Source organism: Pseudoalteromonas sp. SR44-2, assembly GCF_014163745.1.
Taxonomy (GTDB): domain Bacteria; phylum Pseudomonadota; class Gammaproteobacteria; order Enterobacterales; family Alteromonadaceae; genus Pseudoalteromonas; species Pseudoalteromonas distincta.
Genome location: NZ_JACJDW010000004.1, coordinates 108,103 through 134,501 on the forward strand (window position 1 = coordinate 108,103; position 26,399 = coordinate 134,501).

Genomic DNA, 26,399 nt, shown 5'->3' on the forward strand with positions numbered 1-26,399 from the left:
TTTCTCTCAATGGGGCTTTTTAATGGCCTTCTTATACTGCTTAGCATCCAGTATAAATAAAGAGAATAAATCTCCTGTCTATTTATCTGCGCTTATGCTCTGCTCATATATTTCTAGTGGTTACATAAACTTATTAGAAAGTTTATATTTAAATTGGGCGCTCTACGATTTTATTACAATTTTAGCTCTGTTTATTTTAAAGTATCTTAAAGTACTCAAATGTTCGAAAGCTTTTGATTTTATCATTATTTCGCTTACAACAAACGCTGTACTCACCCTCATAATGCATTATGACCTATACGTTCTATATAATATTGAGCCTTGGTGGTATTGGAGTTTTTATTCGATAGGGGTTAACTCTATAGATACTCTAATGATGCTTTCATTAGTACTCAATAGGAACATTATACAGATGCTACATTTAAAAGCCTTCAAATTAAACTTAAAAAAGTCGTAAAAATGAGTGAACTTTTGGTTAGTCCAACAGTGTCATTGTACATAGGTGCCTTTGTACAATGGGGATTCCTTATGGCCTTTTTGTACTCCCTTGCTCATTCGATTAATAAGCCTAATAAAGAAAGAGTGTATTTGTCTTTGGTTATGAGTGTTTCATATTCGTTTAGTATATTTACAAATATGGATACGGTAACTTGTCTAGATTTTTTGTTTTCCGATATTTTAACTCTCCTAGTTATAATTTCCCTTAGGCGGCTCTGGCATGATGGTATTACCTATCTATATATTATCACTGGTTTAGCTATAAACTCAGCTCTACACTTTCTCATGCATTACAACATCTATATATCAAATAATACAAGCTACTGGTGGCTTTGGAATGCTTACACGATAGGGGTCAACGCTGCGGATTATATAATGGTAGCTATATTTTTTATAAACAAAGATTTTTTATACTTGATGAAATTTAGAAATGGTTTGATTACTAGTTTGAAAAGGACAGTTGATGGCTGACCTACTCTGGAGTCTTGTCGATTTAGGCGATAATATAGGGCTATTATTTACTTGGTTCTTTTTAATTTCATTTTTATATAATCTATCGGCAAGTATAAATAAGGCAGATAAAAGCCAGCTACAGTTATCATTCATTATGCTGGTTTCTTATACTTCAAGTCTTTTTATGGATCCTCGAACTTCGACTCCTCACTTAAATTACTTTTATTTTGATTTTGCTACCATAGGTACGTTATTACTTTGGCGAGCTGTATGTAAAAATCCTGTCCCCATTGCTTTTGTCTATGTAATTGTTGGTCTATTTATTAATGCGTGTCTATTCCTGGGTATGCATTACGACATTGTAATCGTTGGTACTCTTTACTATTGGTGGTTTTGGACAATTTACACATTCGTGATGTATTTTGTCGACTTTACAATGGCATTGGTATTAATCATCAATAAGGATGTTTTAGGCTTAAACAAGCTTTTAAGGTGTTTTAGAAGGTTAAGTTTAGATCGCTGAGGCAGTAAAGCTCAACTTAAAAGAAGAGTGATTTTGTGCATTTTTTTATGTTGCCGTTATATGTTAAGCGGTACAATAACGGTTTATATAGTGTTGGGATGAGATGATTGAGCTACTTTTAAATACAAATATCTCTTTTTATATAGGTGCTTTTGTACAGTGGGGCTTTTTGATGGCTTTTCTATATTCTTTAGTAAGCTCTATAAATAACGCAGATAAAAGCATTGTTTGGCTATCTTTCATCATGGCACTTTCTTACTCTTCTAGTATTTTTATTGATATGGATTCGATAACTTACTTCGATTTTTTCTTATTCGATAGTATTACTCTATTTGTTATTATTTTATCTGGTTTTTTTATAAAAATTAGCGGTGTATACATTTATTTATTATTTGGTTTAGGTATAAACACTTTATTATTTTTTGCAATGTATATAGATAATGATGTTATGCACCATTATGAATTTTGGTGGTTCTGGTGGGTGTACATAGTAGGTATAAATTTTACAGATTTGACCATGGTTTTAGTTTTCTTTATAGGTAAAGATGTTTTAAAACTTGCTTGGTTAGAAGGAAAGCTAAATAAAGTGTTTAATAAAAGGGCCTATTAGTAATGGATTTCAGTGCTAACAGGCCTTATTTATTATTAACTGGCACCACAGCCCAATTTAGTTTTTAGCGCTTTGACAATTACAGGGTCTACAAACTCGCTTACATCACCATTGTGACGTGCTACTTCTTTAACAAGCGTTGATGAAATAAATGAATTTCGCTCTGCGGGTGTTAAAAATACACTTTCTAAATCAGGATTCAGGCGGCGGTTCATGTTAGCTAATTGAAATTCATAGTCAAAATCAGATACAGCCCTAATACCACGAATAAGCACATTAGCATTGTGATCGCGCGCAAGGTCAGCCAATAAGCCAGAAAAACCAATGACCTTAACATTATCTAAGTGACTTAAAATAGAGTTTGCAAGTTCAACACGTTCTTCAAGGTTAAAACAGGGTTTTTTACTTGGGTTGTTCGCAACCGCAACTAATACAGTATCAAACATTTTAGCTGCACGTTGAATAAGATCTGTATGACCATTGGTTAGTGGATCAAAGGTGCCCGGGTAAATTGCAATAACTTTCATAATGTTCACTATTTATGATTTTAGCGCTAGTTTAACAGTGTTTATGCCACAAAGCAGCCTAGCTAATAAAGCATATAAACACTTACTTTCTTTGAACAGGTCAGTCCAAGGTTTGAGTGTTTTAATGATTCATATTTGTTTATACTGTTTACCTCTTTTGAGTGTAATGTAGCCTATAGATAATTTGAGTATTAGCATATGAATACCAAGGATAAAATAATACACACCAGTATTTTGTTGTTTAACGAAAATGGTGAGCGTGCAATAACGACAAATCATATTGCATCAAACTTAGGGATGAGCCCGGGTAATCTTTATTATCATTTTAAAAATAAAGAAGACATTATCCGTCATATTTTTGCGCTGTATCGCGATCATTTAAATACTCACTTTAAACCTATTAATAAAGATGATGATGCATTTAATCATTTAACGGCTTATTTAGATTCGTTATTTGAATTGATGTGGCGTTACCATTTTTTTTACGACAATCTTGGCGATATACTCGCCAGAGACACTGAGCTAAAACAAGCTTACATTGATTTTCAGTTGGAGTTATTAGAGCAAGTTCGTAAAATTATTCTAGGTCTTCGCGATAGTGAAATGATTGCTATTGATGAGCAAGATGTGATTGATTTGGCCCATACACTAAAGTTGACTGTTAGCTTTTGGACGCCTTATATTAAGGCTCGTAGGCCAAGCGGTACCCTTGCTGAGCAAGATATATATCATGGTATTTTAAAAGTACTTACATTATTTAGAGCGTACAGTACCGATAAAAGCATTGATAAAATGAACCTGCTACGCGAAAAATACACCGAATTAGCACAACAGGCCCCAACTGTTGTTTAGCCGTTGCCTTTTGGCTGTTTCCTAGACGCTGAATTTTTTGCTATAATCGCGCGCCAAATGCCTGGGAGCGCGAATTCCCGCAGTCTAAGAGTGAACTATGCTTAAATTTATCGTCAAACTACATCCTGAAATAGCCATCAAAAGCCGTTCGGTCCGTAAACGCTTTACTAAAGTGTTAGAAAATAACATTAAAATTGTATTGCGACGTCTTGACGAAAAAGTACAAGTAAGAAATAACTGGGATAATATTTCAGTTGTTACAAAGCTTGAAGATGCACAAGTTCGCCTTGATTTTATCGACAGCCTTAAACGCATACCTGGTATCGTTCAGTTTATTGAAGTAACTGAAACGCAATTTGAAACTCTCGATGATATCTATCAAAAAACAATAGCGTTAGTGGGTCACACAATTGTGGGTAAAACTTTTTGTGTGCGTGCTAAGCGTATAGGCCAACACGACTTTACCTCGACTGATTTAGAGCGTTATGTTGGTGGTGGGCTAAATCAACATATTGAAGGCGCAAGCGTTAAGCTTAGCCGTCCAGAAGTAACAATACGCTTAGAAGTAAAAGACGATAAAGCTTACATTGTTTCGCAAACGCATTTTGGTATGGCGGGCTTTCCACTACCAACGCAAGAAGACGTGCTTTCGCTTATGTCGGGTGGTTTTGACTCTGGCGTAGCAAGTTACCAAATGATTCGTAAAGGCGCACGTACGCACTTTTTATTCTTTAATCTAGGTGGCGCAGCGCACGAGATTGGTGTTAAGCAAGCGAGCTATTTTTTATGGAAAAAATACAGCTCAACACATAAAGTGAAATTTATAACAGTTGATTTTGAACCTGTTGTTGCTGAAATTCTAGAAAACGTTGAAAACAGCCAAATGGGTGTTGTACTTAAACGTATGATGATGCGAGCAGGAAGTGTAGTGGCTGAAAAGTTAAACATTCAGGCGCTTGTCACAGGTGAAAGTATTGGCCAAGTATCTAGTCAAACATTAGCAAACTTAAGCGTGATTGACCGCGTTACTGAAACGCTTATTTTACGCCCGCTAATTCAAAATGATAAACAAGAAATTATTAATCTTGCTCGCCAAATTGGTACAGCTGAAATGGCTGAAACGATGCCTGAATATTGTGGTGTTATTTCTAAAAAACCGACAGTTAAAGCCAAAATTGAAGTAATAGAAGCCGAAGAAGAAAAGTTCGATTTTGATGTGCTAGATACCGTAGTAAATAACGCGCGCATAATGGATGTACGCGATATTGACGTAGAAGCAAAGCAAGAGCTAAAAGAGGCTGAGTCGGTTGCTGATTTACCTGCAGGCTCTGTAGTTATTGATATTCGCTCACCTGAAGAAGAAGAAGCTGCACCGCTTGCAATCGATGGTGTTGAGGTGGTGCATTTACCATTCTTCCGTTTGGCTACTAAGTTTGGTGATTTACCAAAAGACACTGACTACTATTTATATTGTGACAGAGGCGTAATGAGCCAACTACAGGCACTTATGCTGCACGAACAGGGCTTCGAAACTGTAAAAGTTTATCGCCCGTAAAGTTAAAAGCTTATATAAGCGTGGTTTATACCACGCTTTTTTTTGCCTGAATTTTGACTAACAACTCATCGTTGTAAGGCGTTGGAATACTGTGAAGTTTACCTTGTTGGCTAATATAGCCACATATAGCTGATATTTCGGTTTCTCTATTGTGAGCTATATCTTGCTGCATTGATGAGTAATTATTTGCGGTTAATTCCATTATTTTATAAGCGGTATTGAGAGCTTTAATTAATGGAATATTAAGCCCTTGAGCCTTTGCAATATTACACGCTTCAGTGAGTGCATTAAAAATTATTGTATTGTACTTAGGTGCACGTAATTCACCATTTTTTACATTACTTAAAGCGCTTAATGGGTTAATGGCAATATTGACGAGTAGCTTTTCAAAACGAAGCTGCTGAATGTTATTAGTAAACTTTAGGTTGGGTATTACTTTAAAAATATCAGCTATTGGCGCGCTATTTTGAAGTGCAAGCTCATTACAGCCACCAATAACGCTTTGTCCTTCACCTGTGTGTTGCACAATATATTGGTTTGATTTAAAGCCCGCTATGCTTGTCGTTAAAAAGTAGAGTGCTTGATGAGTGTTTAGCTGGTTATTTATCTCATCAACGTTGCCCATTCCATTATGCGAAAGTACAACAGAGCAATGTGTCGGTAAAAATGGCTTTATTTGAGAAAACGCATCAAGCACTTGAAAAGCTTTAACGGTAAATAAAATTACATCAAATTCAGTTGCTTTATCTAGCTGATTTAATGAAATAAATTGTGCGTCAATTTTTTTTGATGCACCCTTAGCTCTGCTGTAAAAGCGGGTGTTTGTTGGGGTTTTACGAGTTAAAACACTGACATTATGCGATGCGCTCAAAAAGTGGCTCAGCAATAAGCCAATAGCGCCATCGCCAACGATTAAAATATTAGCCATGTGGGTTCTTTTTTCGAGATGTAAAAATTACTCTAAGCAAAAAGTAGCTTGCAGCACCTGCAAAATCAGCAAAAAAATCACCAAGTGATGCTTGCCTATAAGGAAGTGCGTCTTGCATTATTTCTATCGAGGCGCCATAGCCTGCTAATAAGAGTATTTGAGCATATAAAGGAAGCTTAAAAGCCTTGTCCATTATTATGGCTAATATAAAAAAAATCCCAAAATGGGCAACTTTATCAACATGAGGAAATAAATTTACAACGCCACCTTTTATTTCTTTGGCAAATAAAAAGGTGAAAGCCACTATGCTGATTAAAAAAACTGCTTGATAAACACGCCTTGTCACGACAAATCCTAAAATCGCTTAAAAAAGAGGCGCAAGTATATCAAACTAATTTAGTATCGCACCTGAACAAGATGCAGAAAAATGTAAAGATTTATAATTTTAGCGTTATAATTGCCACATAAAATTAAGATTAAATAGTTAGGAGTATACTAATGCCTTCATTTGATATTGTATCTGAAGTAGAAATGAACGAAGCTAAAAATGCGGTTGATAACGCAAACCGTGAACTAGAGACTCGCTTTGATTTTAGAGGCGTTGATGCATCTATTGAGCTAAACGATAAAACAATTAAGCTTAAAGCAGAAGCTGACTCTCAAGTTATGCAGTTGTTCGATATTTTAGCGGGAAAAATTTCAAAGCGCGGTATGGATGTAGCTAGTTTAGAACTTCAAGATATTAGCCGTGCAGGAAAAAATGTATTTCGTAACGTTGGGTTAAAGCAAGGTATCGAAAAAGACATGGCCAAAAAAGTGGTTAAAGCCATTAAAGATTCAAAAGTTAAAGTACAAGCCGCTATTCAAGGCGAAGAAGTGCGTGTGACAGGTAAAAAGCGTGACGATCTTCAAGAAGCAATGCAGGTAGTACGCAGTGCCGATTTAGGTCAGCCTTTTCAGTTTAAAAACTTTCGCGACTAATTTATAAACTGTTTTTAATAAAAGAGCTTTAATTTGTCTGTATTTGCAGACAGATTAAAGCTACTTAATTTTTTACAACTTTCCCTCCTTATCCTCTCGTAGTTCTGCATGTATTAATCCATTTTTTGATATTTAAGCTATTATATTTAATTGAATATAATAAAAATTTCACTCTAGAAGGTATTAAAATGAGACCCCATCAATTATTTCTGTTATTTGTTTTGCTTATATTTACCAAGCCAAGCTTATCAAAGCCAGTTGATATTGATGTATTGGTCGAAGATGGCTACTTTCCGATTATTAACGCGCAAAAAAAAGCAGGGCTTTGCTCCTGAGTTTATTAATATTTTAAACGACGCACAGGAGGAATTTAACTTTATACTTATTTCTTTACCTGTAAAAAGGCTTACTTTGTCTGTTGAAAAAAAATAACTTCGACGTTTTATTTTTAATGGCAATGCAATGGTTGCCAAAAACAACGCAGAAAAATATTGAAAAAACTGAATTTTATACCATCACCAAAAACGAGCTTTATACACTCAAAGAGAATGCATCAGAACAAACTTATTTTGACAATCTGGACAAATTAACCAAAGTTGGGGTTTTAGGGTACTCGTATCAATTTGCAGGATTTAATACAAATGCCGAATACTTGAGAGAAGAGCACCAGGTAAGCCTAACAATTGATGAATCAATGTAGTTAAAATGCTGCTATTAAGGCGCGCTGAAGTCGGGGTTTTAAACAGCATTGCTTATCAGTATTTTAAAAGGCAGAATATCTTAAATATGGATTTACTATTTAAGAGTGACATACCAGATGCAGTGTATGAAACACATTTTTTGATTAACTCACAATCAAATAAAATATCTAGTCACAAAATGGATGAAATATTAAATTTACCTACTACACAAATGCAACTTCAGAAGCTACTTGATAAGTACGGTATTCCTTCAAGCTATAATAATACAGCACTGAACTGAAATAGCTTTTAGCTATATAGACGTCCATTGACATTTGTAAACAAAATGCTCACAATGACGGCATATTTTCAAGGTGCTTGCTAGCCACTTCATGTAATGATTTTTTTAGCAGGATAATCGGGAAGTTGGTGCGTTTTCATGATGACTACAAGCCCAACACTGCCCCCGCAACGGTAGAGTATTGCATGTTTTTATGTGCTTACTGAGTCCGGAGACCGGCCTTGATGCAATCTTACTTACTTAAATCTTTGCGGTGGGCAAAGGTAGGGGATCTCATGTTAAACAAAACAACTCTAGGCGTTGCAATTTCTGCTGCGCTTTCATTTTCTGTGTCTGGTGCAGAGCAATCAATTGAAAAAATAACCGTTACAGCTAATAAGTTTGAGCAATCAATTAACGACGTTTTAGCGAGTGTAAATGTTATTGAACGTGCTGAAATAGAAGCTAGTAACGTACGCGATTTACCTACACTTTTAAGCACGCGAGTGGGTTTTCAAGTTAATCCAAACGGTGGTTTTGGTCAAAATACAGGTGTGTCACTTCGTGGTACGGGCTCTGGCGATACGTTGATTTTAATTGACGGTGTACGTACAGGCTCAGCAACACTTGGTCAAAAAGCATTAAATAATGTCCCTTTAAATAGTATTGAACGCATAGAAATTATTAAAGGCTCTCGCGCGGCTGTTTATGGATCTGATGCACTCGCTGGTGTTATTAATATTATTACGCGTGAGTCAGATAACTTATCCCTAAGCGCTACATTTGGTTCTGACTCTTATCAAAATTATCAAGTTGCAGGCTCTGTAAAATCAGATGATATAACAGCAGCATTTAACGCAGGCTTTGAAAAAACAGATAACTTTGATGTACTGCAAGGCGTAGCACCTGATGAAGATGGCTATGAAAATAAAAACCTTGGTTTTAAAGTTAACTACACCGATGCACATTACGGCGACTTTAAGTTATTAGGCCAATACAGTGAAGGCTATGCAGATTACGACAGTCGCTTTAGCCCAGCAGGCAGTACGATTGAACGAGATGATTTTAAAAACTATCAACTTTCTGCAGGTTGGAGTAAAAACTACACTAACCAAACGCATAGTATTGATTTAGCGCTTTCAACAGATGATTCAGATAACACTTATGTTGATTTTTCAGTTGGGCCAACAACAAGTACATTTATAACTAAACGCACACAAATTGATTATAACGGCCAGTACCTGTTATCCAATGAACTTAACATTAGTGGTGGTGTTAATTGGTACAACGATGATGTGTCGCATAGTTCGCAACTATTTGTTGAAGACAGCCGCGATGTACTTGCTGTGTTTGTAGGTGCTTACTACGATGCAGATAAAGTACTGGCTAATTTAACTGTTCGCCAAGATGATGACGAGCAATTTGGCGATGAAACAACGTATACCGCCGCTGCAGGTTATCATTTATCTGAAGATGCAACATTTCGTATAAGCCAAAGTACTGGCTTTAAAGCTCCTACATTTAACGATTTATATTATCCACTTTATGGTAACCCTGATTTACAACCTGAAAAATCAGTAAACCGTGAGTTAGGTTTGAGTGTGGATTTTGATATCGCGCAAGTTGATATTGCAATATTTAGAAACAATATAGAAGATAAGATTGATTACGATGCAAACTTTGCATTGGCTAATATCGATGAAGCACGCTACGAAGGGGTTGAATTTAGCTTATCTCAGCAGTTTTTTGGTTTTGATAGCAACCTTAACTTTGCTTACTTAAGCGCTGAAGACGAAGAAACGGGCGCAGAGTTGCGTAATGTTGCTAAACGTACTTTTAACTGGGAACTTGCAAAACAGTTTGGTGCTTTTGACGCAAGCTTAGACATGCAATACCGTAGCGACCGACAAGGTGCTGTGACGCGCTTAGGCTCTTATACACTCTGGAACCTAGCGGGTAATTATCAAGTAAATGAACATATTGAAGTTTCACTTCGTGTAGAAAACTTATTTGATAAAGAATATAACGCTGTTGATTCAAACACTGATTTTACAACGGGTGAAGTGTATTACTACAACACGCCAGAGCGTCGCTTTTTTGCAGGCGCAAGCTACCAGTTTTAACGGTATTTATTAATATTAAAAAGCCCGACTTATGTCGGGCTTTTTAATGTTTAGCTAAGTTTAACTAATCAATTTAACTGCTCAAATTAGCTAGTCAGCTAAGAACTCTTTAAATACGGTTTCAAACTTGTGTAACTTAGGTGCTATTAAAATACTACAGTAACCCTGCTGTGGGTTTTCGTTATAGTAATCTTGGTGATAATGCTCTGCTGGGTAATACGTAGTAGCAGGGCTGACTTCTGTCACAATTGGCTCAGCGACATGGCTTTGCAGTTGAGCTATCACTTCGTTGGTTTGCTTAAGTTGAGCTTCATCGTGATAGTAAACCACACTTCTATATTGTGTGCCTATATCGTTACCTTGGCGATTCAATTGTGTTGCATCATGCAGTGTGAAAAACATTGCTAGCAGTGTTTCAAAGCTAACTACAGTCGCGTCAAATTCAATTTTAACAACCTCAGCGTGACCGGTTGTGCCTGAGCATACAGAATCATATGTTGGGTTATTTGTTTCACCGCCGGTGTAGCCAGAGCTTACGGTTAGTACGCCATTTACACGTCTAAATGCAGCATCTATACACCAAAAACAGCCGCCACCAAATGTTGCTACTTGCGTTGTTGAGCTCATAAGTATTCCTAAAATGTATATGGGGTTTAAAGGCGAGCATAAATTGTATGCGCCGCAACAACAAGGTTACGGCGCAATTAAGAGGCTAGATCTCTTCGAAAGGTTTTTCAGCGGCTTGTTTGTCTAATTTTTGCTGTAAAAATTCAGGTGATTGAGTGTTACGTGCAAGTGCATAATATGCAGCAGGTACAACAAAAAGAGTTAGTAGGGTCGATACAATAACCCCAGTAAACACGACTACACCTATCACCATACGGCTTTCAGCGCCCGGACCTGAAGCAAGTACTAAAGGTACCGAACTCATAACCGTAGTCAGCGAGGTCATAATAATAGGGCGCAAACGCTGAGTTGCTGCTTGCAAAATAGCTTCACTAAATTCAACGCCTTTATCGCGCAGTTGGTTAGTAAATTCTACAATCAAAATACCGTTTTTAGCACTTAACCCTATGAGCATGACAATACCTATTTGGCTGTAAATATTTAAGGTAAGTCCTGTAGCCCAAAGTCCGAACATAGCGCCCATTAAACCAAGTGGTACGGTAAGCATAATGACGAACGGATGCATAAAGCTTTCAAACTGCGCTGCCAGTACTAAAAAGGTAACAGTGAGTGCAAGTATAAATACGTAGGTCATCGCTGATGCGCCTTCGTAATAAAGTTGCGATTCGCCTTTGTAATCTACGGCGCCATCTATATCGTTTTCTTGCGCGGCTACTTCGTTTAAAAAGTTAAGCGCTTGCTCAAGCGTATAACCGTCGGCTAAGTTGGCGCTTAATGTAATTGCGCGCATACGGTTGTATCGGTTTAAGCGCGATGCGGTTGCTTCTTCTTTTAAGCTGATAAGGCTATCAAGTGGGACTAGTTCACCGCTTCGTGATTTAAGATATATATTTGAAATGTCAGTAGGGTTAGTAAAGTCTTCTTTAGTCCCTTTTAAAATTACATCGTATTCTTCACCACGGTCAATAAAGGTTGTAACACGGCGCTGGCCAAGCATTGTTTCAAGTGTACGGCCTACATCAGATACAGAAACGCCTAAATCAGCGGCCTTGTTTTTATCTATGCTGACTAAAAACTGCGGGAAGGTTTCTTTATAATCATGATCGATTCTTACTAAACCTGGGTTTTGTTCAGCACGCTTAATTATACGGTCACGCCAATCGGCAAGTTGTGCATAATCATTACCTTGCAATACAAACTCAATAGGGCGAGATGAACCACCACCGCCAATACCACGGCGCATAATGGCAAATGCACGAACATCGGTAACTTCTTGCATTTTACCGCTTATTTCGTCCATTACTTCCCATGTTGAGCGTTTGCGCTTATCCCAATCGGCCATACCAACAATAGCAACACCGCCGCTGCCACCCCAGCCAGGTACTCGAACAAGTACGCGACTTAGCTCACCTGCTTGCGAGTAAGGCATTAAGCGTTCTTCAATTTTAGCCATATTAGCGGCGTTATTTTCGTAACTTGCGCCCTCAGGGCCGCTCATCATAATAAAGAACGTGCCACGGTCTTCTTTTGGCGTTAGCTCAGAGGGAACTTGTAAAAACAACGAGTAACTTACAAAGCCCGCTAATAATAAGCTCACCATTAAGCCCCATTTACGGGTTATGTTAGTGGAGAGCGAATTACGGTAACTTACTTCAATTTTAGTAAACTGGCGGTCCATCCATTGGCTAAATTTATTTGGTTTGTCTGATACTTTAAGTACTTTAGAACACAGGGCTGGTGCAAGAGTAAGCGCTGTAACACTTGAGAAAAATACGGCAGCACTCACCGCCATTGCAAACTCAGTAAATAATGCCCCTATACGGCCATCCATAAACACCAATGGCACAAACACCGATATTAGTACAAGCGTGGTTGCTACTATGGCAAAACCAACTTCACGCGCACCTCTATATGCAGCTAGTAATGGCGGCTCACCCAGTTCAATACGACGGTGAATGTTTTCAAGCATTACAATGGCATCATCTACTACTAAACCAATAGCCAGTACTAAGGCAAGTAAAGTTAGTAAGTTGATTGAGTAGCCCATTGCTAATAAAAACATAAAGCTACCAACAAGTGCGACCGGTACGGTAACCGCAGGAATAAGCGTTGCTCGTATATTGCCTAAAAACAAAAATATAACGAGTACGACTAAACCCATAGAGATGGCAAGTGTGCTGTAAACTTCACTAATTGATTCTTTAATAAATACAGACGAATCGTAGCTGTCTTGAATTGTTGTGCCTTCAGGTAGGTTACGTTTGATTTTTTCAAGTTCGCTGCGTGCGTTATCTACTACGGTAAGCGTGTTTGCTTTAGCTTGTTTTACAATTCCTAGGCCAATCATGTTGCGCCCGTTACCACGAAATAAGCTTTCGTCATCGGCAGCTTCTAATTTTACGTCGGCAACTTCACCTAAACGCACTAAATAACCTTCTTCACCACGTTTAATAACAAGGTTTTTAAAATCGCGCTGATCTTTATAACTTCGTGCGGTACGCACGGTAAAGTCGCGATCTATTGATTCTATTTCGCCGGCAGGTAATTCAACGTTTTCTGTACGCAGTGTATTTTCAATATCGCTTGAGGTAATACCGCGTGCAGCCATTGCTTGGCGGTTTAGCCAAATTTTCATAGCGTATTGGCGCTCACCACCAATACGTACATTAGATACACCATCTACTACGGCTAAGCGGTCAACAATAAAACGCTGCGCGTAATCAGAGAGCTGTAACGAGTCCATTGTTTCGCTGTTTAATACAAACCAGGCGATTGGGCTTTCATCACTATTTGATTTAGACACTTCTGGTGGGCGTACCTGATCGGGCAAGCTATCAAGTGCACGTGCTACACGTTCACGTACATCGTTAGATGCAGCATCTATGTCGCGGTTAATATCAAACTCAATGGTAATGTTTGAACGCCCATTACGACTTGATGAGTTAATACTTTTAATACCTTCAATACCCGAAATACGGTTTTCTATTATTTGCGTTATTTTGGTTTCTATAATTTCGGCAGAAGCACCTGTGTATTCAGTGCTGATATTTACTATTGGCGTTTCAATATCAGGGTACTCACGAAGTGGTAGCATAGTAAATGCAACCAGACCAAAAGTAAGAAGCAGCAAATTAATTACTATGGCAAAAACGGGGCGTTTAACGCTAGTATCAGTAATTTTCACGTATTACCCCTTTACGCTTACTTTACTACCAGAGCGAATTTTTATTAGCCCTTCAGTAACAATTTGCTCGCCATCATTTAAACCTTCATCGATAGCAACCCAGCCATTATTTCTGCCAGCAACATGCACTTCAACCTTATTGGCTACTCCGTCTTGAATTTGAAAAACAAAGTGTTTGTCTTGTAAAGGGATAACTGCTTTTTCTGGCACCATTAAAGCTTGGTTACTGCTTAGCTCAAGTGCTGTATTTAGTAACATACCAGGGCGAAGTAATCCTGATTTATTAGCAAAACTTGCAGTTACTTCAACACTGCGTGTTACCGAATCAATACGCGAGCTAATATGCGTTACCTTGCCGTTAAATGTCTGCCCTGGGTAGGCATCGTTTTGGGTAAGTACTTTCATACCTATGTTTAATTGTGCTAAATATTTTTCAGGTACTTTAAAGTCAACTTTAATAATACTAATATCATCAAGTGTGGTGATTATTGTTGTGTTGCTTACGTAGGCACCAACTGATATTTCACGCTTACCTAACAGGCCTGAAAATGGCGCGGTAATAGTCATTTCATTTAACTTTGTTTTAGCGCTTTCTAGTTGAGCTTCAGTGGCATCAACACGAGATAATTGTTCTTCAAGTAATGACTTTGCCGTTGATTGCGAGCGTGAAAGTTCGGTAAGGCGATCTAACTGGCGTTTTTCCTCACGTAAGTTAATACCGAGTTCTTTAACTGCGAGTTGCTCTTGTTGGCTTTGTAACTGTACTAATTTTTGTCCTTTACTGACTAAGTCGCCATCTTTAAAATATATATCTGTGACATAATCGTTTTGCGCACTTTTTATATAAATAGCTTGGTTTGCACGTGCACTACCGATGGCCTCTATCATCACTGCGTTTTCCTCAGAGGTAACAGTATGAGCCGTTACTTCGGTAGACATTTGTGATGAATCGGCTTGTTCGCCGTGGCTAGCGGGTAAATATAAATAAACGCTAAATATTAGAAGTAACGTAATAATAAATGGAAAAAGTGCTTTACCTGATTGTCTTGAGTACATTGATTTCATACCTGAAAATGAATTGTAAGTATTGTACGAAATAAGACCGTGAAAAGACGGTTATGTATCTCATAAATTTGTGCGTTAAGCGTAAAAGTAAATAAGATTTATTCATTGTTCCTATTTTGTTGAGGAAAAAGCGGTAATGTATGAAATTTAAAACTAGCTGTAACTTATGTATAACAACAAGAAAGGTCATAATTTGGGGCATTATTATGTTTGTTTTTTATATGGTGTTTTACCGATATGGATAAATCTGACAATGTCATTAAGTTTCGGGCACAGGGCGCGCGAAACGCAATTGAGGCGATTGTTGTAGGTGCTATAGGCTTAGTCTTTATTATGTTATTTAATTTACTGAGGCCGGGTGAGATTAGCATACTTGAAATATTTTTAGTGAGCTTGTGCCTTGTGGCTATTTTTATTGGATTTTTAAAATCTCAAGAACCATACCATAGCCTTATATTGAGCGAATCTGAGCTCGTTTATTGCCACAAGTACGGAGCTTGGTGTATGCCTCATAGTAACTTTCATCACAGTGGAATACCCAAAGTAGAAGATGGCTTTGACTATTTAGAATTAAATGCGGTTGGCGTTAAGGTAAATGATATAGACGACTTTTTATCAAGCATAGCGCCTAGAATTGCAGGGAAATTATTAATAGAGCAGCGTAATTTATTTATGCAAGTTGTTCAAAAACATTGCAAAAATGGCAATTGCCCATCAGAATGGTTAATAGAAGATACGCATTACACATCCCATAAAGGGATAAGCTATACTGGGCTTATAGCCATGTTTGCTAATAGAACTAAGCACCTTCAGCAGCTAACAGGTTACGATTTATTATTGCCTGCCAGCGTGTTAGATAGAGATATTTGGGCATTTAGTGCTAACTTAAATAAGTGGAAGCGCGAGCCTAGTCAGTTTATAGCGTCGCAGCTTAGTAATTAAGCTACGACTGTAGGAAAGAAAAATGAGTCAAGAGAGAGCCTTTTTAAAAAGTGGTCGAAACACCATAATACATAAAGATAAAAAGCATGATTTAGTGATTGTAAACTCTGAAATTCATCCTCGAATTAAAGTAACGCAACATGGTCTGGAGCCATTTAAAGAAGAATTACCTAAAAACCGCCGTGATGCAAAAGAGCGTTATTTAGAAATGGTTTATGTAAGTAGCGCTGATGTATTTGGCGAAGAAAAGCAGTTGCTGTTTATCCAAGCTCTAGACGGGCGTGAATACAAAATAGATTACAGTAAAATCGGTACGAAGTTGTTTGTACGTATTCATCAAGACACATATATGTAGTACTTTAATGGCATCTTTATTGCTAGTGATTACACTATAGTAATTATTTGACATAATAAGGTGCTGCGTATGAAAGCGTTTGCTTTAATCCCCCTCATTTCTTGTAGTTTACTGAGTGCGTGTGGAGGCGGTGGCGGTGATAGCGATAATACAGTTGTTGAAACGTCTGTTAATGCTGGAGCTGATTTACAAATTATCGAAAAATCTGAATTTACCATCACAGCACAAGGTTCCCCCGCTGATGGTACGTTTTCATGGCAACAAGTTAGTGGCCCAAGCATAGAAGGTTTCCCCCTTGAAGGCGCTGAGCAAACACTTACTGCACCTGACGTAAAAACTGATAGTGAAATAATATTAAGAGTGAGCTATCAAAGTACAGGTAGTAGCGCTGTTAGTGACGACATTTCTATTTCAGTGAGCTCTAATAACCAACTACCCCTTGCTGTTGTTACACAAACATCTCCTGAAACACTTCCCTCTGTATACAAAGATACAGTGACTTTGAGTGCCCTAGAGTCGAGCGATCCTGATGATAATGGCCAAATTGATAGTTATTTGTGGCAATTGCTATCGGGTCCTGATTTAGATATTGAGAGTTTTAATGAATCAACTCTTAGCTTTTCTCATCCATTACTTGAAAGTAACGTGAATTTATCTTGGCAGCTAACTGTCACTGATGATGAAGGTGGCGAGGCGAGCACTCAATATTCAATGACACTCAACAAAACAAATGAGTTAGTAGATGCAAATGCAGGCGCAGATCAAAATGTTGAAGAGTTTGAACAAGTAACGCTTGATGCAACAAATAGCGAAACAGTTACCGATACCTATAAGTGTAAATGGCAACAACTTACCGGTAATAGCGAAACATTAAGCAATAGCGACCAATGTACAACGACATTTTTTGCCTCAGATGTTGATACTGAGTCTACATTGAGCTTTGAAGTCACGGTAACCGACTCAAAAGGACGCACCGATACAGACTCTTTATTTGTTGATGTATCACCCAAAGCACTTGGACTCATCAACGATAGTGGTGTTGGTGAGTGTTATAACAATACTCAACGTATTAATTGTGAGAGTGATGACTTTCCAGCGCAAGATGCAGAGCTTGGACGCGATAGCTATGCAAACCGCTTAGATAAAGTTGGCAAAGGTAATTTAGCGTTTGATTACACTAAACTTAATGAGTTTGCTGATGAAGTTGGTGATGATAGTAGTGACTTTACCTGTATACGCGATAATGTTACTGGGCTTGTATGGGAGGTGAAAAGTGTGGCATCTGGCACGGTACCAAATACTTCGTTACGTGATGGTCAAAATCATTACTTTTGGGATGTAGGGAATACGACTTTTGCCGATACCAGTACAGCCAATTCAACGTGTCCGGACAATACAAGTTGTGGAGTACAAAGTTATATAAACGAAGTTAATGATTTAGACTTTTGTGGTGGTACAAACTGGCGATTACCTACTTATACAGAGCTTTTGGGCTTAATTGATTACGGTAAACAAGGGCAAAGCATATTAATTGATGAGGTATTTTTTCCTAATATGCCAAGTGAAAGTGCATTAAGCCATTTACGTTACTGGACCTCTCAAACAGCAGCTGATGGTACCAGTTTATCTCAAGCGTATATCATTGATATGAGTGATGGTAACGACCTTGCTTATCCAAAAGAAAATACTGCTTATGTACGTTTAGTCAGAAGTCGTTAGGAGAAAATAATGAAATTTAAATTACTCTATGCACTAGCAACTATAAGTTTGAGCTTTAATATTGCAGCGGCGCAAACTTGCTACGACGGTGCAGATACCACAACACCGACAGATAGATTTACCATAAATGCAGATGGCACAGTGTCTGATAGCGAAACAGGCCTTATGTGGCAACGCTGTAGTTATGGGCAAACTTATAATACAGAGACACAACTTTGTGAAGGCTCAACACCTTCTCTTACTTGGCAAGAAGCACTTCGTGGTGCTAAAAATGATACAACCGCAGATTACGATGATTGGCAAATGCCTAACATTAAAGAATTGGCGAGTATTTTAGAGCACAGTTGCACAGAGCCGAGTATTAATGAAGACGTATTTTTGGGCACTAAGCTTCAAAACTATTGGTCAAATACATCGGGTGTAAGCACGATGAGCTCAGCGTGGGTTTATCAATTTGATAGCGGGTTGAATAGCTTACATGCTAAAACCAGTAATGTGTATTTACGGTTAGTGCGCTACGAAGAGTAAAATGCATACTAAGATTAGACAGACAAAAGTGCAGCCTTAAAACAGCTGCACTTTTTTTGTTTTACATAAATTTACGTTATTTCAATAATAAAGCGCTTACAACGTTGTCACTCAGCGCATTTTTTTGCCATTATAGGCCGTGATTTAATTACGAAGGAACATCACGGTGTATTTAAGCTATTTTGGCCTGAACGAAAAACCTTTTTCGATTTCGCCCAACCCTCATTACTTATTTTTAAGTGAACGACATAAAGAAGCCTTAGCACACCTTACCTATGGATTAGGTGAAGACGGTGGTTTTGTATTATTAACAGGTGAAGTAGGTACAGGTAAAACTACAATTACCCGCAGTATGTTAGAGCAGCTTCCTGAAAACACTCAAGTAGCGATGATCCATAACCCAGCGCTTTCAGAGCTGGAGTTATTAGCCAGTATTTGTGATGAGCTCAACATTAGTTACGATGTTCATAATGCGACGCTTAAAAGTCTTACCGATATTATAAAAAAGCATTTAGAGACTAATAATAAATCGGGCGGGCACACTATACTTATTATTGACGAAGCACAATTACTTGCCCCTAACGTGCTTGAGCAATTACGTTTGCTGACAAATATAGAAACCGATCATAAAAAATTATTACAAATAGTATTGGTGGGTCAACCAGAGCTGCAAGACCTTTTGAAGCGCAACGAATTAAGGCAACTTGCCCAGAGGATAACGGCTCGTTACCATTTATTACCACTTACGCAAGGCCAAACAGTCGCTTACATAAAGCATCGGTTACATATTGCAGGGTGTGATAAAGGAATCTTTTCGATGGATGCCATGCAAGCTGTTCATCAATTAACTGGCGGTGTGCCACGATTAATGAACTTGGTCTGTGAGCGTGCTTTAGTTGGGACTTTTGCAAAGCAGCAGTTGATAGTTGATAGCGATATAATAAAAAAATCAGCCCATGAGTCATTACCCATGGATTTTGTAGCACCGGTTAACGAAGCTAACAAAGCAACGTCATTTGTACCCTATAGCCTTGCATTCGCTGCTTTATTTGCCGTAGGCATTGGGCTTTCATTTATTTTATAGTTAGGTAAGTTATGTCTTATTTATTAGATGCGCTAAAGCAGTCGCAGCAATCAGATATGAGTGCTGAACAGTACGACTTACAATCTGAGCAGTTAAAGCAACAGCAAGCACTTAAGCGTTATAGACGATTAGCATTAGTATTTGGTACAAGCTTAGCTGCTTTTATTGCGGTAGCGGGTGGCTTTACCGCCGGAAAGTGGTTTCAAAGTACGACTTTATTAAACGCAGCGGAACCCGCTGTAATTAAGGTGGTGGAAAGCGAAAAATCATCGCCTAACAAAGACGTTAAAGAGGAAGATGCTGAAGCTGAAGCTGAAAAACAGCAAGTAGCTAAGTTGGAGCCTGCTAAAGTAGCTCCAACAAATACTGCAACGATTGAAGGGCAACTTGTGCATGTGCAAACCCCCAATGGTGTACAGCAAATGTTATTAACCCCAAATGGTCAGTATATTCCTATGCCGTCGAGCCAGGTCACGAGCGCAGCAGGTTATAATCAGCAAGACATGCAACAAGTAATGCCTGTTCAAAATTATAATCAGCCAGCGTTTAACCCACAAAGTAATTACAATTCAAATAATGCACAAAACACTGCGGTATTTGGGCAAAATCAAAATACCGCATCGGCTCAACTTGATATGAGTAAATATAAAGTATTGGGTAAGCCAATTAATGGCAGCACCCAATCTCAACAGACGAGTGACCCTGAGCTTGATGCTGTGCCTACAACTCTTAAAAATGCATTTGCGCAAGCTATACAAGATGTCGAAAAAAACCAAGATTATGAAGTTACTCAAGCGTCAAAAACGTCATCACGTGTTGAGCCTGTTGAGTTATTACCTGATGGTTTGCAATCAATGTTACCTAGTATTAAATATCAAGCGCATATATATTCATCGAGTGCTGATAAACGTTGGATCAAGCTAAATGGCCGAGAATTACACGAAGGAGAAAGCATAGGAGCTCTAACAGTCACAGAAATTACACCTGAGCAAAGTGTGCTAGATTTTGATGGTTATGAGTTTAGCTTAAAAGCTTTGCAAGACTGGCCGCAGTAAGCGCTTAGTTATCATGTTGAGAGCTCGGTAGAATATTGAGCTCTCAATAGTGCTTAGGATAATATTGAATTTTTATAAAAGCGTTCTAAATCAATGTTATATTCTTTAGGTTTAATCGCTGACTCAAGAGTGTCTACAGTTTTTTTATTAGATAAATCAATATCTTTTACTTCGGTGTAGCGGCTATGCTTAGCGCTGTAAAATGTTTTAACGACAGGTTTTAGTGGTGCCCCCGGATTACTCTTGGTGACCAAACCCACTCTTTGACTCGATAACCTTACAAGCGTTCCTACCGGATGGATGCCAATACATTGAATAAATTTATTAAGCAGCACAGGATCAAAGCTATCAGGGCACCCGTCTTTTAATATTTTAAACGCCTTTATTGGCTCCATGCCTGCTTTATAAACACGTTCTGCGGTAAGTGCATCATAAACATCTACAATTGACGCCATACGCACATACTGACTTATCTCGTCACCTTTTTTACCAAACGGGTAGCCTTTACCATCGAGTCTTTCGTGGTGCATACCTGCAATATCTACCGCGATTCCTGTTAAGCCAGAGTCTTCTAATATCTCTTTACTGAAAAGCGAATGCATTTTCATTATTTTAAATTCGTCGTCTGTAAAGCGGCCAGGTTTGTTTAGCACTTCATCAGGGATTTTTATTTTACCAATGTCGTGTAATAGTGCGCCGGTAGTCAGCTCAACAATAGTGTCTTTCTCTATATTTAAGTGTTTTGCAAAAATACCCATTAATATTGATACATTAATTGAGTGCTCAAGTAGGTAGGCATCTTTTTGGCGCATTTGGGTAAGGCAGGCTAGGGCATCTTGATTTCTAAAAACAGAATCCATAAAGCCACTTGCCAGTTCTCTAAACGGTGCTATATCTATATCACGGCCAGATTTTATATCTTTAAATGCTTTTATTTGCAGTGTTTTTGCTTCGTCATAAAGCTTTTTTGCTTTTCCCATTTCTTGCTCAGCGCTGTTTATTTTTTGCCAAGGATCACGCTTTATTTTTGTTGTAGGTGTAGCGATAGGATCTTTTTCAGGGACTGAATCAATGAGGGTTTTATCTGGGTCGATTTCTACTTCTAAAATACCTGCTTTTATCAGGTTATTAATACCAGCTTGAGTTTTAACCCAGCCTTGGTTTTTAATTTTAATGCTGCCAGTTTGTTTGGTAACGCTTTGCACAAACATACCTGGGACTAACTTAGTAATAGGAATGGTTTTCAATTTCACGGCTTCAGTTGTTAATCTACTTTTAAACTAACAAACTTATACGTAACGACCAAATAAAAAAGGCACTTTACAGTGCCTTTTTTTATTTTTTAGTGAAAAACTATTAGCTTAATTATTCATCATCTTCAACAAGCGTCATTAGCGAGGTATTACCGCCTGATGCTGTTGTATCAATACTAATTGTTTTTTCAGTAATTAAGCGCTTGATTAATGTATCGTAATACTCAGAGCTAATTACCGGTAAAATTGCGCCTTTACGCTGTGCAAGCTGTTGGCTGAAGTAGCCTAAACGAGACGAGCGAGCGGCAACTACCGCACCAGCTAAATGAGGGTGAGCTAAGATAGCTTGTAACTGATTAGGTTTAGCTACTTGGAAAACACCTTCAGCAACACCTGTAGAGATAAATTTATCTTTAAAGGCAACAGCTTCATCGTAAAACAGCTCAGACGCTACAGTAATTACCGTATTACCTGCGGCAATAGCGGTAATGATAGACAATGCCCAGAAGTTAAATGATGTGCTCTTATCTGCATAACACACTACACAACCACGCGCTTCTAGATGAAGTGTATTAGACTCACCCGTTGGCCCTGGCAGGGTAGTAAATTTACGCATGTGCTTTTCAAGGCGGTTAAGCTGTGCACGAGCTTCTGATAATGTTAATGCTAAATCGTCTGCTAAATCGTCGATAATTTCTACCGTCGCGATTTTAGCAAGCAACTGACGTACAGCCGAAACTCGGTCGTTTAGTGGTGTTGCACGCCAGATTTTTTCATCGCGCATTGAGTTAGCCATTAGCTTTTTAACTTGCTCATCTGCACCGCTGTAGTGGTGTAAATCAAGCTCATCTGGCGTCAGGTTTGTCATTTGCACGTTATCTGGTGATGCCTTTTCTTTTACTAAACGTTGAAGGTAGTTAGGGCCACCGGCTTTAGGGCCAGTACCTGATAAACCACGGCCACCAAATGGTTGCACACCAACAATAGCACCAATCATGTTTCGGTTAATGTAAACATTACCCGCACGTGACATTTTAGCAAGGTACTCACAGCGCTCTTCAATACGTGAATGTACACCCATTGTTAAGCCATAACCTGTGTTGTTAATTTGATCCATCACATCATCAAGTTCGCTCGATTTAAAGCGAACAATATGAACACATGGGCCAAATACTTCACGCTTAAGTACTGATAAATCTTTGATTTCGTATAAACGAGGTGCAAAAAAGTATGCGCCATTTTGCGTGTTATCCGGAATTTTACACTCGTAATGAAGTATAGAATTACCTTTTAAGTACTCAACGTGCTCGTTTAAGTTTTTAAGTGCTTTTTCATCAATTACCGGACCAACATCAGTTGATAGTAACGATGGGTCGCCAATGTGTAGCTCAGCTAGGGCACCTTTAAGCATTTCGATAATGCCATCTGCTACGTCATCTTGAATGAATAACACACGAAGAGCAGAACAACGTTGCCCAGCACTTTGAAAACCAGAACTGATCACATCGTCAACTACTTGCTCAGGAAGCGCCGTTGAGTCGACAATCATACAGTTTTGGCCACCTGTTTCTGCAATTAACGGTACTTGAATATCGTTACGTGCAGCAAGTGTTTGAGAAATTAATGTGCCTGTTTCAGTAGAGCCTGTAAACATAACCGCTTGAATGCGCTCATCAGGAACAATTGTTTTGCCTACTTCAGAACCACGAGCAATAACCGGTTGAACAACATGCTCAGGTAAACCAACAGACAGCATTAGTTCAATAGCACGAAGGGCGATTAAACTTGTTTGCTCAGCAGGCTTTGCAATTACAGTGTTACCTGTAACAATCGCAGCGGCAACTTGGCCTAAGAATATTGCAAGCGGGAAGTTCCACGGGCTAATACATAAAATAACGCCACGGGCTTCAAAACGCTCATCTTGCGATAGCTCCTCAGCGCGCGCCGCGTAGTAACGGCAAAAATCAACCGCTTCACGTACTTCATCAATACCATCTTGCGCTACTTTACCTGCTTCTTTAATACAGATAGCAACAAGTTCGTCGTGATGACGCTCTAATATGTCAGCAACGCGACGCAGTAAGTTAGCACGTTCTCTTACTGGTGTTTGTGACCATGATTCAAGTGCTGCTTCAGCGTTAGCCAGTAATACTTTCATCTCTTCGCCAGTTTGCAATTTAACGTGGCCGATGATTTCTTTGTGATTTGCTGGGTTTTTAACTGCAAGTGAGCCTTCAGGTACTTGGCTTTGCTCAATTAAGTGCTCGTTAAACCATGTTTCAAGATTCTCTTTGAAAGGAGTGATAACGTTAATGTCGGTTAAATCCATGCCTTTAGAGTTAGCACGTTCTTCACCGTATAAATCAATTGGCATTTTGATTTGCGTATTGTACTTATTACGCAAGCCTTGCAATGTTTCTACAGGGTCTGGAAGTAATGATTCAACAGGTTTTGTTGTATCAACAATTGCGTTCACAAATGATGAGTTAGCACCATTTTCTAATAAACGACGAACAAGGTACGCAAGGAGGTCTTCATGTTGACCAACTGGGGCATATACGCGGCATTGAATTTTTTCTTCGTTAACGATTTGGTCGAATAATGACTCACCCATACCGTGCAAACGTTGAAATTCAAAACCAGTGTTGTCGCCTTTGGCTACTTCTAGAATAGTTGCGGCAGTGTAAGCGTTATGTGTAGCAAATTGCGGATAAAGCACATCGCGCGCTTCAAGCATTTTAATAGCACACGCTTTGTAAGAAACGTCTGTTGTTGCTTTACGGGTAAATACAGGGTAGTGATCTAAACCATCTTGCTGTGTGGTTTTGATTTCAGTATCCCAGTACGCGCCCTTAACTAGACGTACCATCATCTTGCGACCAACGCGGGTTGCAAGATCAGTTAGCCATTCAATTACAAAAATAGCGCGTTTTTGATACGCTTGAACCGCTAAGCCAAATCCTTGCCAATCACCAAGATCTTCATCACTGAATACCGCTTCAATTACATCTAATGAAATATCTAAACGGTCTGCTTCTTCTGCATCAACGGTAAAGCCGATATCGTATTTTTTAGCGGCAAGAGCAAGTTCTTTTAACTTTGGTACTATTTCTTCCATCACACGGTCTTTATGAGTGAACTCATAGCGTGGATGAATAGCAGAAAGCTTAACTGAAATACCCGGGCTCTTAATTGGACCACGACCATTAGCCGCTTTACCAATTGAGTGTATAGCATTCATGTAGCTGTCAAAGTAACGCTTCGCATCTTTCATTGTGCGCGCGCCTTCGCCTAGCATATCGTAAGAATATACGTAACCTTTTTGCTCTGTTTCGGCAGCACGTTCAATTGCCTCGTCAATGGTACGACCCATTACGAATTGCTTGCCCATAATTTTCATAGCAAAGTTTACAGACTTACGAATAACTGGCTCACCTAAACGACCAATGGTCTTTTTAAGCATGCCGAACTGTTGTTCTTTAGTTTTGTCTGTGTAGTTAACCATTTTACCGGTAACTAATAATCCCCAAGAAGATGCGTTTACAAATAAAGAATCGCTGCTTCCTAAATGAGAGCTCCAATCACCTTTGGCTAACTTGTCACGAATAAGTACATCTTGAGTTGCTTTGTCTGGTACGCGAAGCAGTGCTTCGGCCAAACACATTAATACAACGCCTTCTTCACTAGAGAGTGAAAATTCATTTAAAAGCGCATCAACACCGCCTTGCCCATCTTGCTCTTTACGAATGTTCAAAACAATCTGGCGGGCTCTTTCCCAGGCACGACTTCGTGCTTTTACGCCTACTTCTGCAAGCGGTAAAATATGATCAATAACTGCATTTTCATCTATGCGGTAGAAGTCACGGATTCTTTGTCTGATAGGACAAGTAGTAGTTAAATCGCCGTTGAATAACATAAGCAACCCTCAGGATGTTAAGAATTAAAGTAAAATTAATTACCAATAAATTACCAGTGATATTGTGAGTGCATTCTAATTAAAATTCAGCAGAATATGCTGGTTAAATTTCGCGATTTACGATAATTTACAGGGTATAAATTTAACTTATCCGCATAAAATTCTGTTATGACAATTCCAAATAGATTACGCATGCTAGATCGTATTGATTTAGCCATACTAGACGTTCTTCAAAAGAACGGCAGAATTTCTAATGTTAACCTCGCAAAACAGGTTAATTTGAGTGCCAGCCCGTGCCTAGATCGTGTTAAACGATTAGAGCAAGAAGGGTATATTGAAGGCTATTATGCCAAGCTTAGCGAAGCTAAACTTAATCAGAGCTTAGTAGCGCATGTTCAAGTATCGCTTGTTGCTTCAAATACAGCTGTATTTAAAGTATTTAGAGAGCACATATTAAGGATAGAACAAGTAGTCGAATGTGACATGGTTGCTGGTGGTTATGATTACTTATTAAAAATTCGCGTTTCTAATATGGAAGAATATAGACAAGTTCTTGGCGACTTAGTAGATATTCCCGGCGTGGGTACTCATCATACTTATATGGTGATCGAAAAGATTAAAAAGGACGAAGGATTGCTAATCGATATTTAAGCTTTTCTCA

The 26,399-nt window shown here is 38.6% G+C and carries 23 protein-coding genes and 1 riboswitch; of the genes, 15 read left to right on the forward strand and 8 right to left on the reverse strand.

Annotation, left to right across the window (positions count from 1 at the left end; genetic code table 11):
• The first annotated feature begins 961 nt into the window (after positions 1 to 961).
• Both H5115_RS03865 and H5115_RS03870 read left to right on the forward strand, forming a co-directional pair.
• The gene (locus tag H5115_RS03865) at positions 962 to 1,474 is read left to right on the forward strand and encodes a hypothetical protein (protein WP_182753746.1); all 513 of its coding nucleotides are present in this window, start codon (positions 962 to 964) and stop codon (positions 1,472 to 1,474) included.
• A gap of 103 nt (positions 1,475 to 1,577) precedes the next feature.
• The gene (locus H5115_RS03870) at positions 1,578 to 2,084 is read left to right on the forward strand and encodes a hypothetical protein (RefSeq protein ID WP_002958759.1); all 507 of its coding nucleotides are present in this window, start codon (positions 1,578 to 1,580) and stop codon (positions 2,082 to 2,084) included.
• Between the two features lie 35 nt (positions 2,085 to 2,119).
• Here the strand turns inward: H5115_RS03870 and coaD are convergent, their stop codons facing one another.
• Positions 2,120 to 2,611, reverse strand: a complete 492-nt coding sequence (gene coaD, locus H5115_RS03875) for a pantetheine-phosphate adenylyltransferase (protein ID WP_024595945.1) — start codon at positions 2,609 to 2,611, stop codon at positions 2,120 to 2,122.
• Positions 2,612 to 2,809: 198 nt separating this feature from the next.
• Here coaD and H5115_RS03880 point away from each other — a divergent pair, with 198 nt between their 5' ends.
• Both H5115_RS03880 and thiI read left to right on the forward strand, forming a co-directional pair.
• Positions 2,810 to 3,463: a TetR/AcrR family transcriptional regulator gene (locus H5115_RS03880; RefSeq protein WP_002958757.1), complete on the forward strand. Its 654-nt coding sequence runs from the start codon at positions 2,810 to 2,812 to the stop codon at positions 3,461 to 3,463.
• A gap of 97 nt (positions 3,464 to 3,560) precedes the next feature.
• Positions 3,561 to 5,018, forward strand: a complete 1,458-nt coding sequence (gene thiI, locus H5115_RS03885; RefSeq protein ID WP_149602230.1) for a tRNA uracil 4-sulfurtransferase ThiI — start codon at positions 3,561 to 3,563, stop codon at positions 5,016 to 5,018.
• A 25-nt stretch (positions 5,019 to 5,043) separates the two neighbouring features.
• On the opposite strand, the gene H5115_RS03890 is transcribed toward thiI, so the two are convergent.
• Entirely contained in the window at positions 5,044 to 5,946 is a 903-nt protein-coding gene (locus H5115_RS03890; RefSeq protein WP_182753748.1) for a ketopantoate reductase family protein, read from the reverse strand.
• Positions 5,939 to 6,292, reverse strand: coding sequence for a VanZ family protein (locus H5115_RS03895; RefSeq protein ID WP_182753750.1), 354 nt, complete (start codon positions 6,290 to 6,292; stop codon positions 5,939 to 5,941). The genes H5115_RS03890 and H5115_RS03895 overlap by 8 nt, the downstream gene beginning before the upstream one ends.
• Before the next feature lie 152 nt (positions 6,293 to 6,444).
• On the opposite strand from H5115_RS03895, the gene H5115_RS03900 reads away from it, so the two are divergent.
• From H5115_RS03900 to H5115_RS03910, 4 genes are all read left to right on the forward strand, one after another.
• Positions 6,445 to 6,927, forward strand: coding sequence for a YajQ family cyclic di-GMP-binding protein (locus tag H5115_RS03900; RefSeq protein WP_002958753.1), 483 nt, complete (start codon positions 6,445 to 6,447; stop codon positions 6,925 to 6,927).
• Between the two features lie 188 nt (positions 6,928 to 7,115).
• Positions 7,116 to 7,262, forward strand: a complete 147-nt coding sequence (locus H5115_RS20155) for a hypothetical protein (protein ID WP_259396319.1) — start codon at positions 7,116 to 7,118, stop codon at positions 7,260 to 7,262.
• Between the two features lie 83 nt (positions 7,263 to 7,345).
• Positions 7,346 to 7,627: a hypothetical protein gene (locus H5115_RS20160; protein WP_259396320.1), complete on the forward strand. Its 282-nt coding sequence runs from the start codon at positions 7,346 to 7,348 to the stop codon at positions 7,625 to 7,627.
• 335 nt (positions 7,628 to 7,962) lie between these two features.
• A riboswitch (cobalamin riboswitch) is annotated at positions 7,963 to 8,147 on the forward strand.
• 36 nt (positions 8,148 to 8,183) lie between these two features.
• Positions 8,184 to 10,010 carry a TonB-dependent receptor domain-containing protein gene (locus tag H5115_RS03910; protein WP_182753752.1) on the forward strand — a complete coding sequence of 609 codons (1,827 nt, stop codon included), beginning with the start codon at positions 8,184 to 8,186 and terminating at the stop codon, positions 10,008 to 10,010.
• Between the two features lie 90 nt (positions 10,011 to 10,100).
• On the opposite strand, the gene msrA is transcribed toward H5115_RS03910, so the two are convergent.
• The 3 genes from msrA to H5115_RS03925 form a co-directional block, all read right to left on the reverse strand.
• A complete protein-coding gene (msrA, locus tag H5115_RS03915; RefSeq protein ID WP_002958750.1) occupies positions 10,101 to 10,637 on the reverse strand; it encodes a peptide-methionine (S)-S-oxide reductase MsrA in 537 nt (178 codons plus the stop codon).
• Between the two features lie 85 nt (positions 10,638 to 10,722).
• Positions 10,723 to 13,821, reverse strand: a complete 3,099-nt coding sequence (locus H5115_RS03920; RefSeq protein WP_024603401.1) for an efflux RND transporter permease subunit — start codon at positions 13,819 to 13,821, stop codon at positions 10,723 to 10,725.
• Positions 13,822 to 13,824: 3 nt separating this feature from the next.
• Complete coding sequence (locus tag H5115_RS03925; RefSeq protein ID WP_182673353.1) at positions 13,825 to 14,877, reverse strand: efflux RND transporter periplasmic adaptor subunit; 1,053 nt, start codon at positions 14,875 to 14,877, stop codon at positions 13,825 to 13,827.
• 246 nt (positions 14,878 to 15,123) lie between these two features.
• Between H5115_RS03925 and H5115_RS03930 the strand changes: the two genes are divergently transcribed.
• The 6 genes from H5115_RS03930 to H5115_RS03955 all read left to right on the forward strand — a co-directional run bounded on the left by H5115_RS03930 (position 15,124) and on the right by H5115_RS03955 (position 20,569).
• Entirely contained in the window at positions 15,124 to 15,828 is a 705-nt protein-coding gene (locus tag H5115_RS03930; protein WP_024596874.1) for a DUF2982 domain-containing protein, read from the forward strand.
• Positions 15,829 to 15,850: 22 nt separating this feature from the next.
• On the forward strand, positions 15,851 to 16,183 hold the full coding sequence (locus H5115_RS03935; RefSeq protein ID WP_024596875.1) for a hypothetical protein: 333 nt from the start codon (positions 15,851 to 15,853) through the stop codon (positions 16,181 to 16,183).
• Between the two features lie 69 nt (positions 16,184 to 16,252).
• Positions 16,253 to 17,902, forward strand: coding sequence for a DUF1566 domain-containing protein (locus H5115_RS03940; RefSeq protein ID WP_182753754.1), 1,650 nt, complete (start codon positions 16,253 to 16,255; stop codon positions 17,900 to 17,902).
• Between the two features lie 9 nt (positions 17,903 to 17,911).
• Positions 17,912 to 18,430, forward strand: a complete 519-nt coding sequence (locus H5115_RS03945) for a DUF1566 domain-containing protein (protein WP_024596877.1) — start codon at positions 17,912 to 17,914, stop codon at positions 18,428 to 18,430.
• Positions 18,431 to 18,596: 166 nt separating this feature from the next.
• Complete coding sequence (locus H5115_RS03950) at positions 18,597 to 19,514, forward strand: ExeA family protein (RefSeq protein ID WP_165744853.1); 918 nt, start codon at positions 18,597 to 18,599, stop codon at positions 19,512 to 19,514.
• A gap of 11 nt (positions 19,515 to 19,525) precedes the next feature.
• The gene (locus tag H5115_RS03955) at positions 19,526 to 20,569 is read left to right on the forward strand and encodes a general secretion pathway protein GspB (RefSeq protein ID WP_182753756.1); all 1,044 of its coding nucleotides are present in this window, start codon (positions 19,526 to 19,528) and stop codon (positions 20,567 to 20,569) included.
• 53 nt (positions 20,570 to 20,622) lie between these two features.
• On the opposite strand, the gene H5115_RS03960 is transcribed toward H5115_RS03955, so the two are convergent.
• A complete protein-coding gene (locus tag H5115_RS03960) occupies positions 20,623 to 21,816 on the reverse strand; it encodes an HD-GYP domain-containing protein (protein WP_182753758.1) in 1,194 nt (397 codons plus the stop codon).
• 118 nt (positions 21,817 to 21,934) lie between these two features.
• Positions 21,935 to 25,738 carry a bifunctional proline dehydrogenase/L-glutamate gamma-semialdehyde dehydrogenase PutA gene (gene putA / locus H5115_RS03965; protein WP_182673359.1) on the reverse strand — a complete coding sequence of 1,268 codons (3,804 nt, stop codon included), beginning with the start codon at positions 25,736 to 25,738 and terminating at the stop codon, positions 21,935 to 21,937.
• Between the two features lie 168 nt (positions 25,739 to 25,906).
• Between putA and H5115_RS03970 the strand changes: the two genes are divergently transcribed.
• Positions 25,907 to 26,389 carry a winged helix-turn-helix transcriptional regulator gene (locus H5115_RS03970; RefSeq protein WP_024596882.1) on the forward strand — a complete coding sequence of 161 codons (483 nt, stop codon included), beginning with the start codon at positions 25,907 to 25,909 and terminating at the stop codon, positions 26,387 to 26,389.
• The last annotated feature ends 10 nt before the right edge of the window (positions 26,390 to 26,399 follow it).

Excerpts from the sequence above, each read along its gene's own strand:
- H5115_RS03865 (WP_182753746.1), top strand. The coding sequence starts at position 962 with ATGGCTGACCTACTCTGGAGTCTTGTCGATTTAGGCGATAATATAGGG.
- H5115_RS03870 (WP_002958759.1), top strand. The coding sequence starts at position 1,578 with ATGATTGAGCTACTTTTAAATACAAATATCTCTTTTTATATAGGTGCT.
- coaD (WP_024595945.1), bottom strand. The coding sequence starts at position 2,611 with ATGAAAGTTATTGCAATTTACCCGGGCACCTTTGATCCACTAACCAAT.
- H5115_RS03880 (WP_002958757.1), top strand. The coding sequence starts at position 2,810 with ATGAATACCAAGGATAAAATAATACACACCAGTATTTTGTTGTTTAAC.
- thiI (WP_149602230.1), top strand. The coding sequence starts at position 3,561 with ATGCTTAAATTTATCGTCAAACTACATCCTGAAATAGCCATCAAAAGC.
- H5115_RS03890 (WP_182753748.1), bottom strand. The coding sequence starts at position 5,946 with ATGGCTAATATTTTAATCGTTGGCGATGGCGCTATTGGCTTATTGCTG.
- H5115_RS03900 (WP_002958753.1), top strand. The coding sequence starts at position 6,445 with ATGCCTTCATTTGATATTGTATCTGAAGTAGAAATGAACGAAGCTAAA.
- H5115_RS20155 (WP_259396319.1), top strand. The coding sequence starts at position 7,116 with ATGAGACCCCATCAATTATTTCTGTTATTTGTTTTGCTTATATTTACC.
- H5115_RS03910 (WP_182753752.1), top strand. The coding sequence starts at position 8,184 with ATGTTAAACAAAACAACTCTAGGCGTTGCAATTTCTGCTGCGCTTTCA.
- msrA (WP_002958750.1), bottom strand. The coding sequence starts at position 10,637 with ATGAGCTCAACAACGCAAGTAGCAACATTTGGTGGCGGCTGTTTTTGG.
- H5115_RS03925 (WP_182673353.1), bottom strand. The coding sequence starts at position 14,877 with ATGTACTCAAGACAATCAGGTAAAGCACTTTTTCCATTTATTATTACG.
- H5115_RS03930 (WP_024596874.1), top strand. The coding sequence starts at position 15,124 with ATGGATAAATCTGACAATGTCATTAAGTTTCGGGCACAGGGCGCGCGA.
- H5115_RS03935 (WP_024596875.1), top strand. The coding sequence starts at position 15,851 with ATGAGTCAAGAGAGAGCCTTTTTAAAAAGTGGTCGAAACACCATAATA.
- H5115_RS03940 (WP_182753754.1), top strand. The coding sequence starts at position 16,253 with ATGAAAGCGTTTGCTTTAATCCCCCTCATTTCTTGTAGTTTACTGAGT.
- H5115_RS03945 (WP_024596877.1), top strand. The coding sequence starts at position 17,912 with ATGAAATTTAAATTACTCTATGCACTAGCAACTATAAGTTTGAGCTTT.
- H5115_RS03955 (WP_182753756.1), top strand. The coding sequence starts at position 19,526 with ATGTCTTATTTATTAGATGCGCTAAAGCAGTCGCAGCAATCAGATATG.
- putA (WP_182673359.1), bottom strand. The coding sequence starts at position 25,738 with ATGTTATTCAACGGCGATTTAACTACTACTTGTCCTATCAGACAAAGA.
- H5115_RS03970 (WP_024596882.1), top strand. The coding sequence starts at position 25,907 with ATGACAATTCCAAATAGATTACGCATGCTAGATCGTATTGATTTAGCC.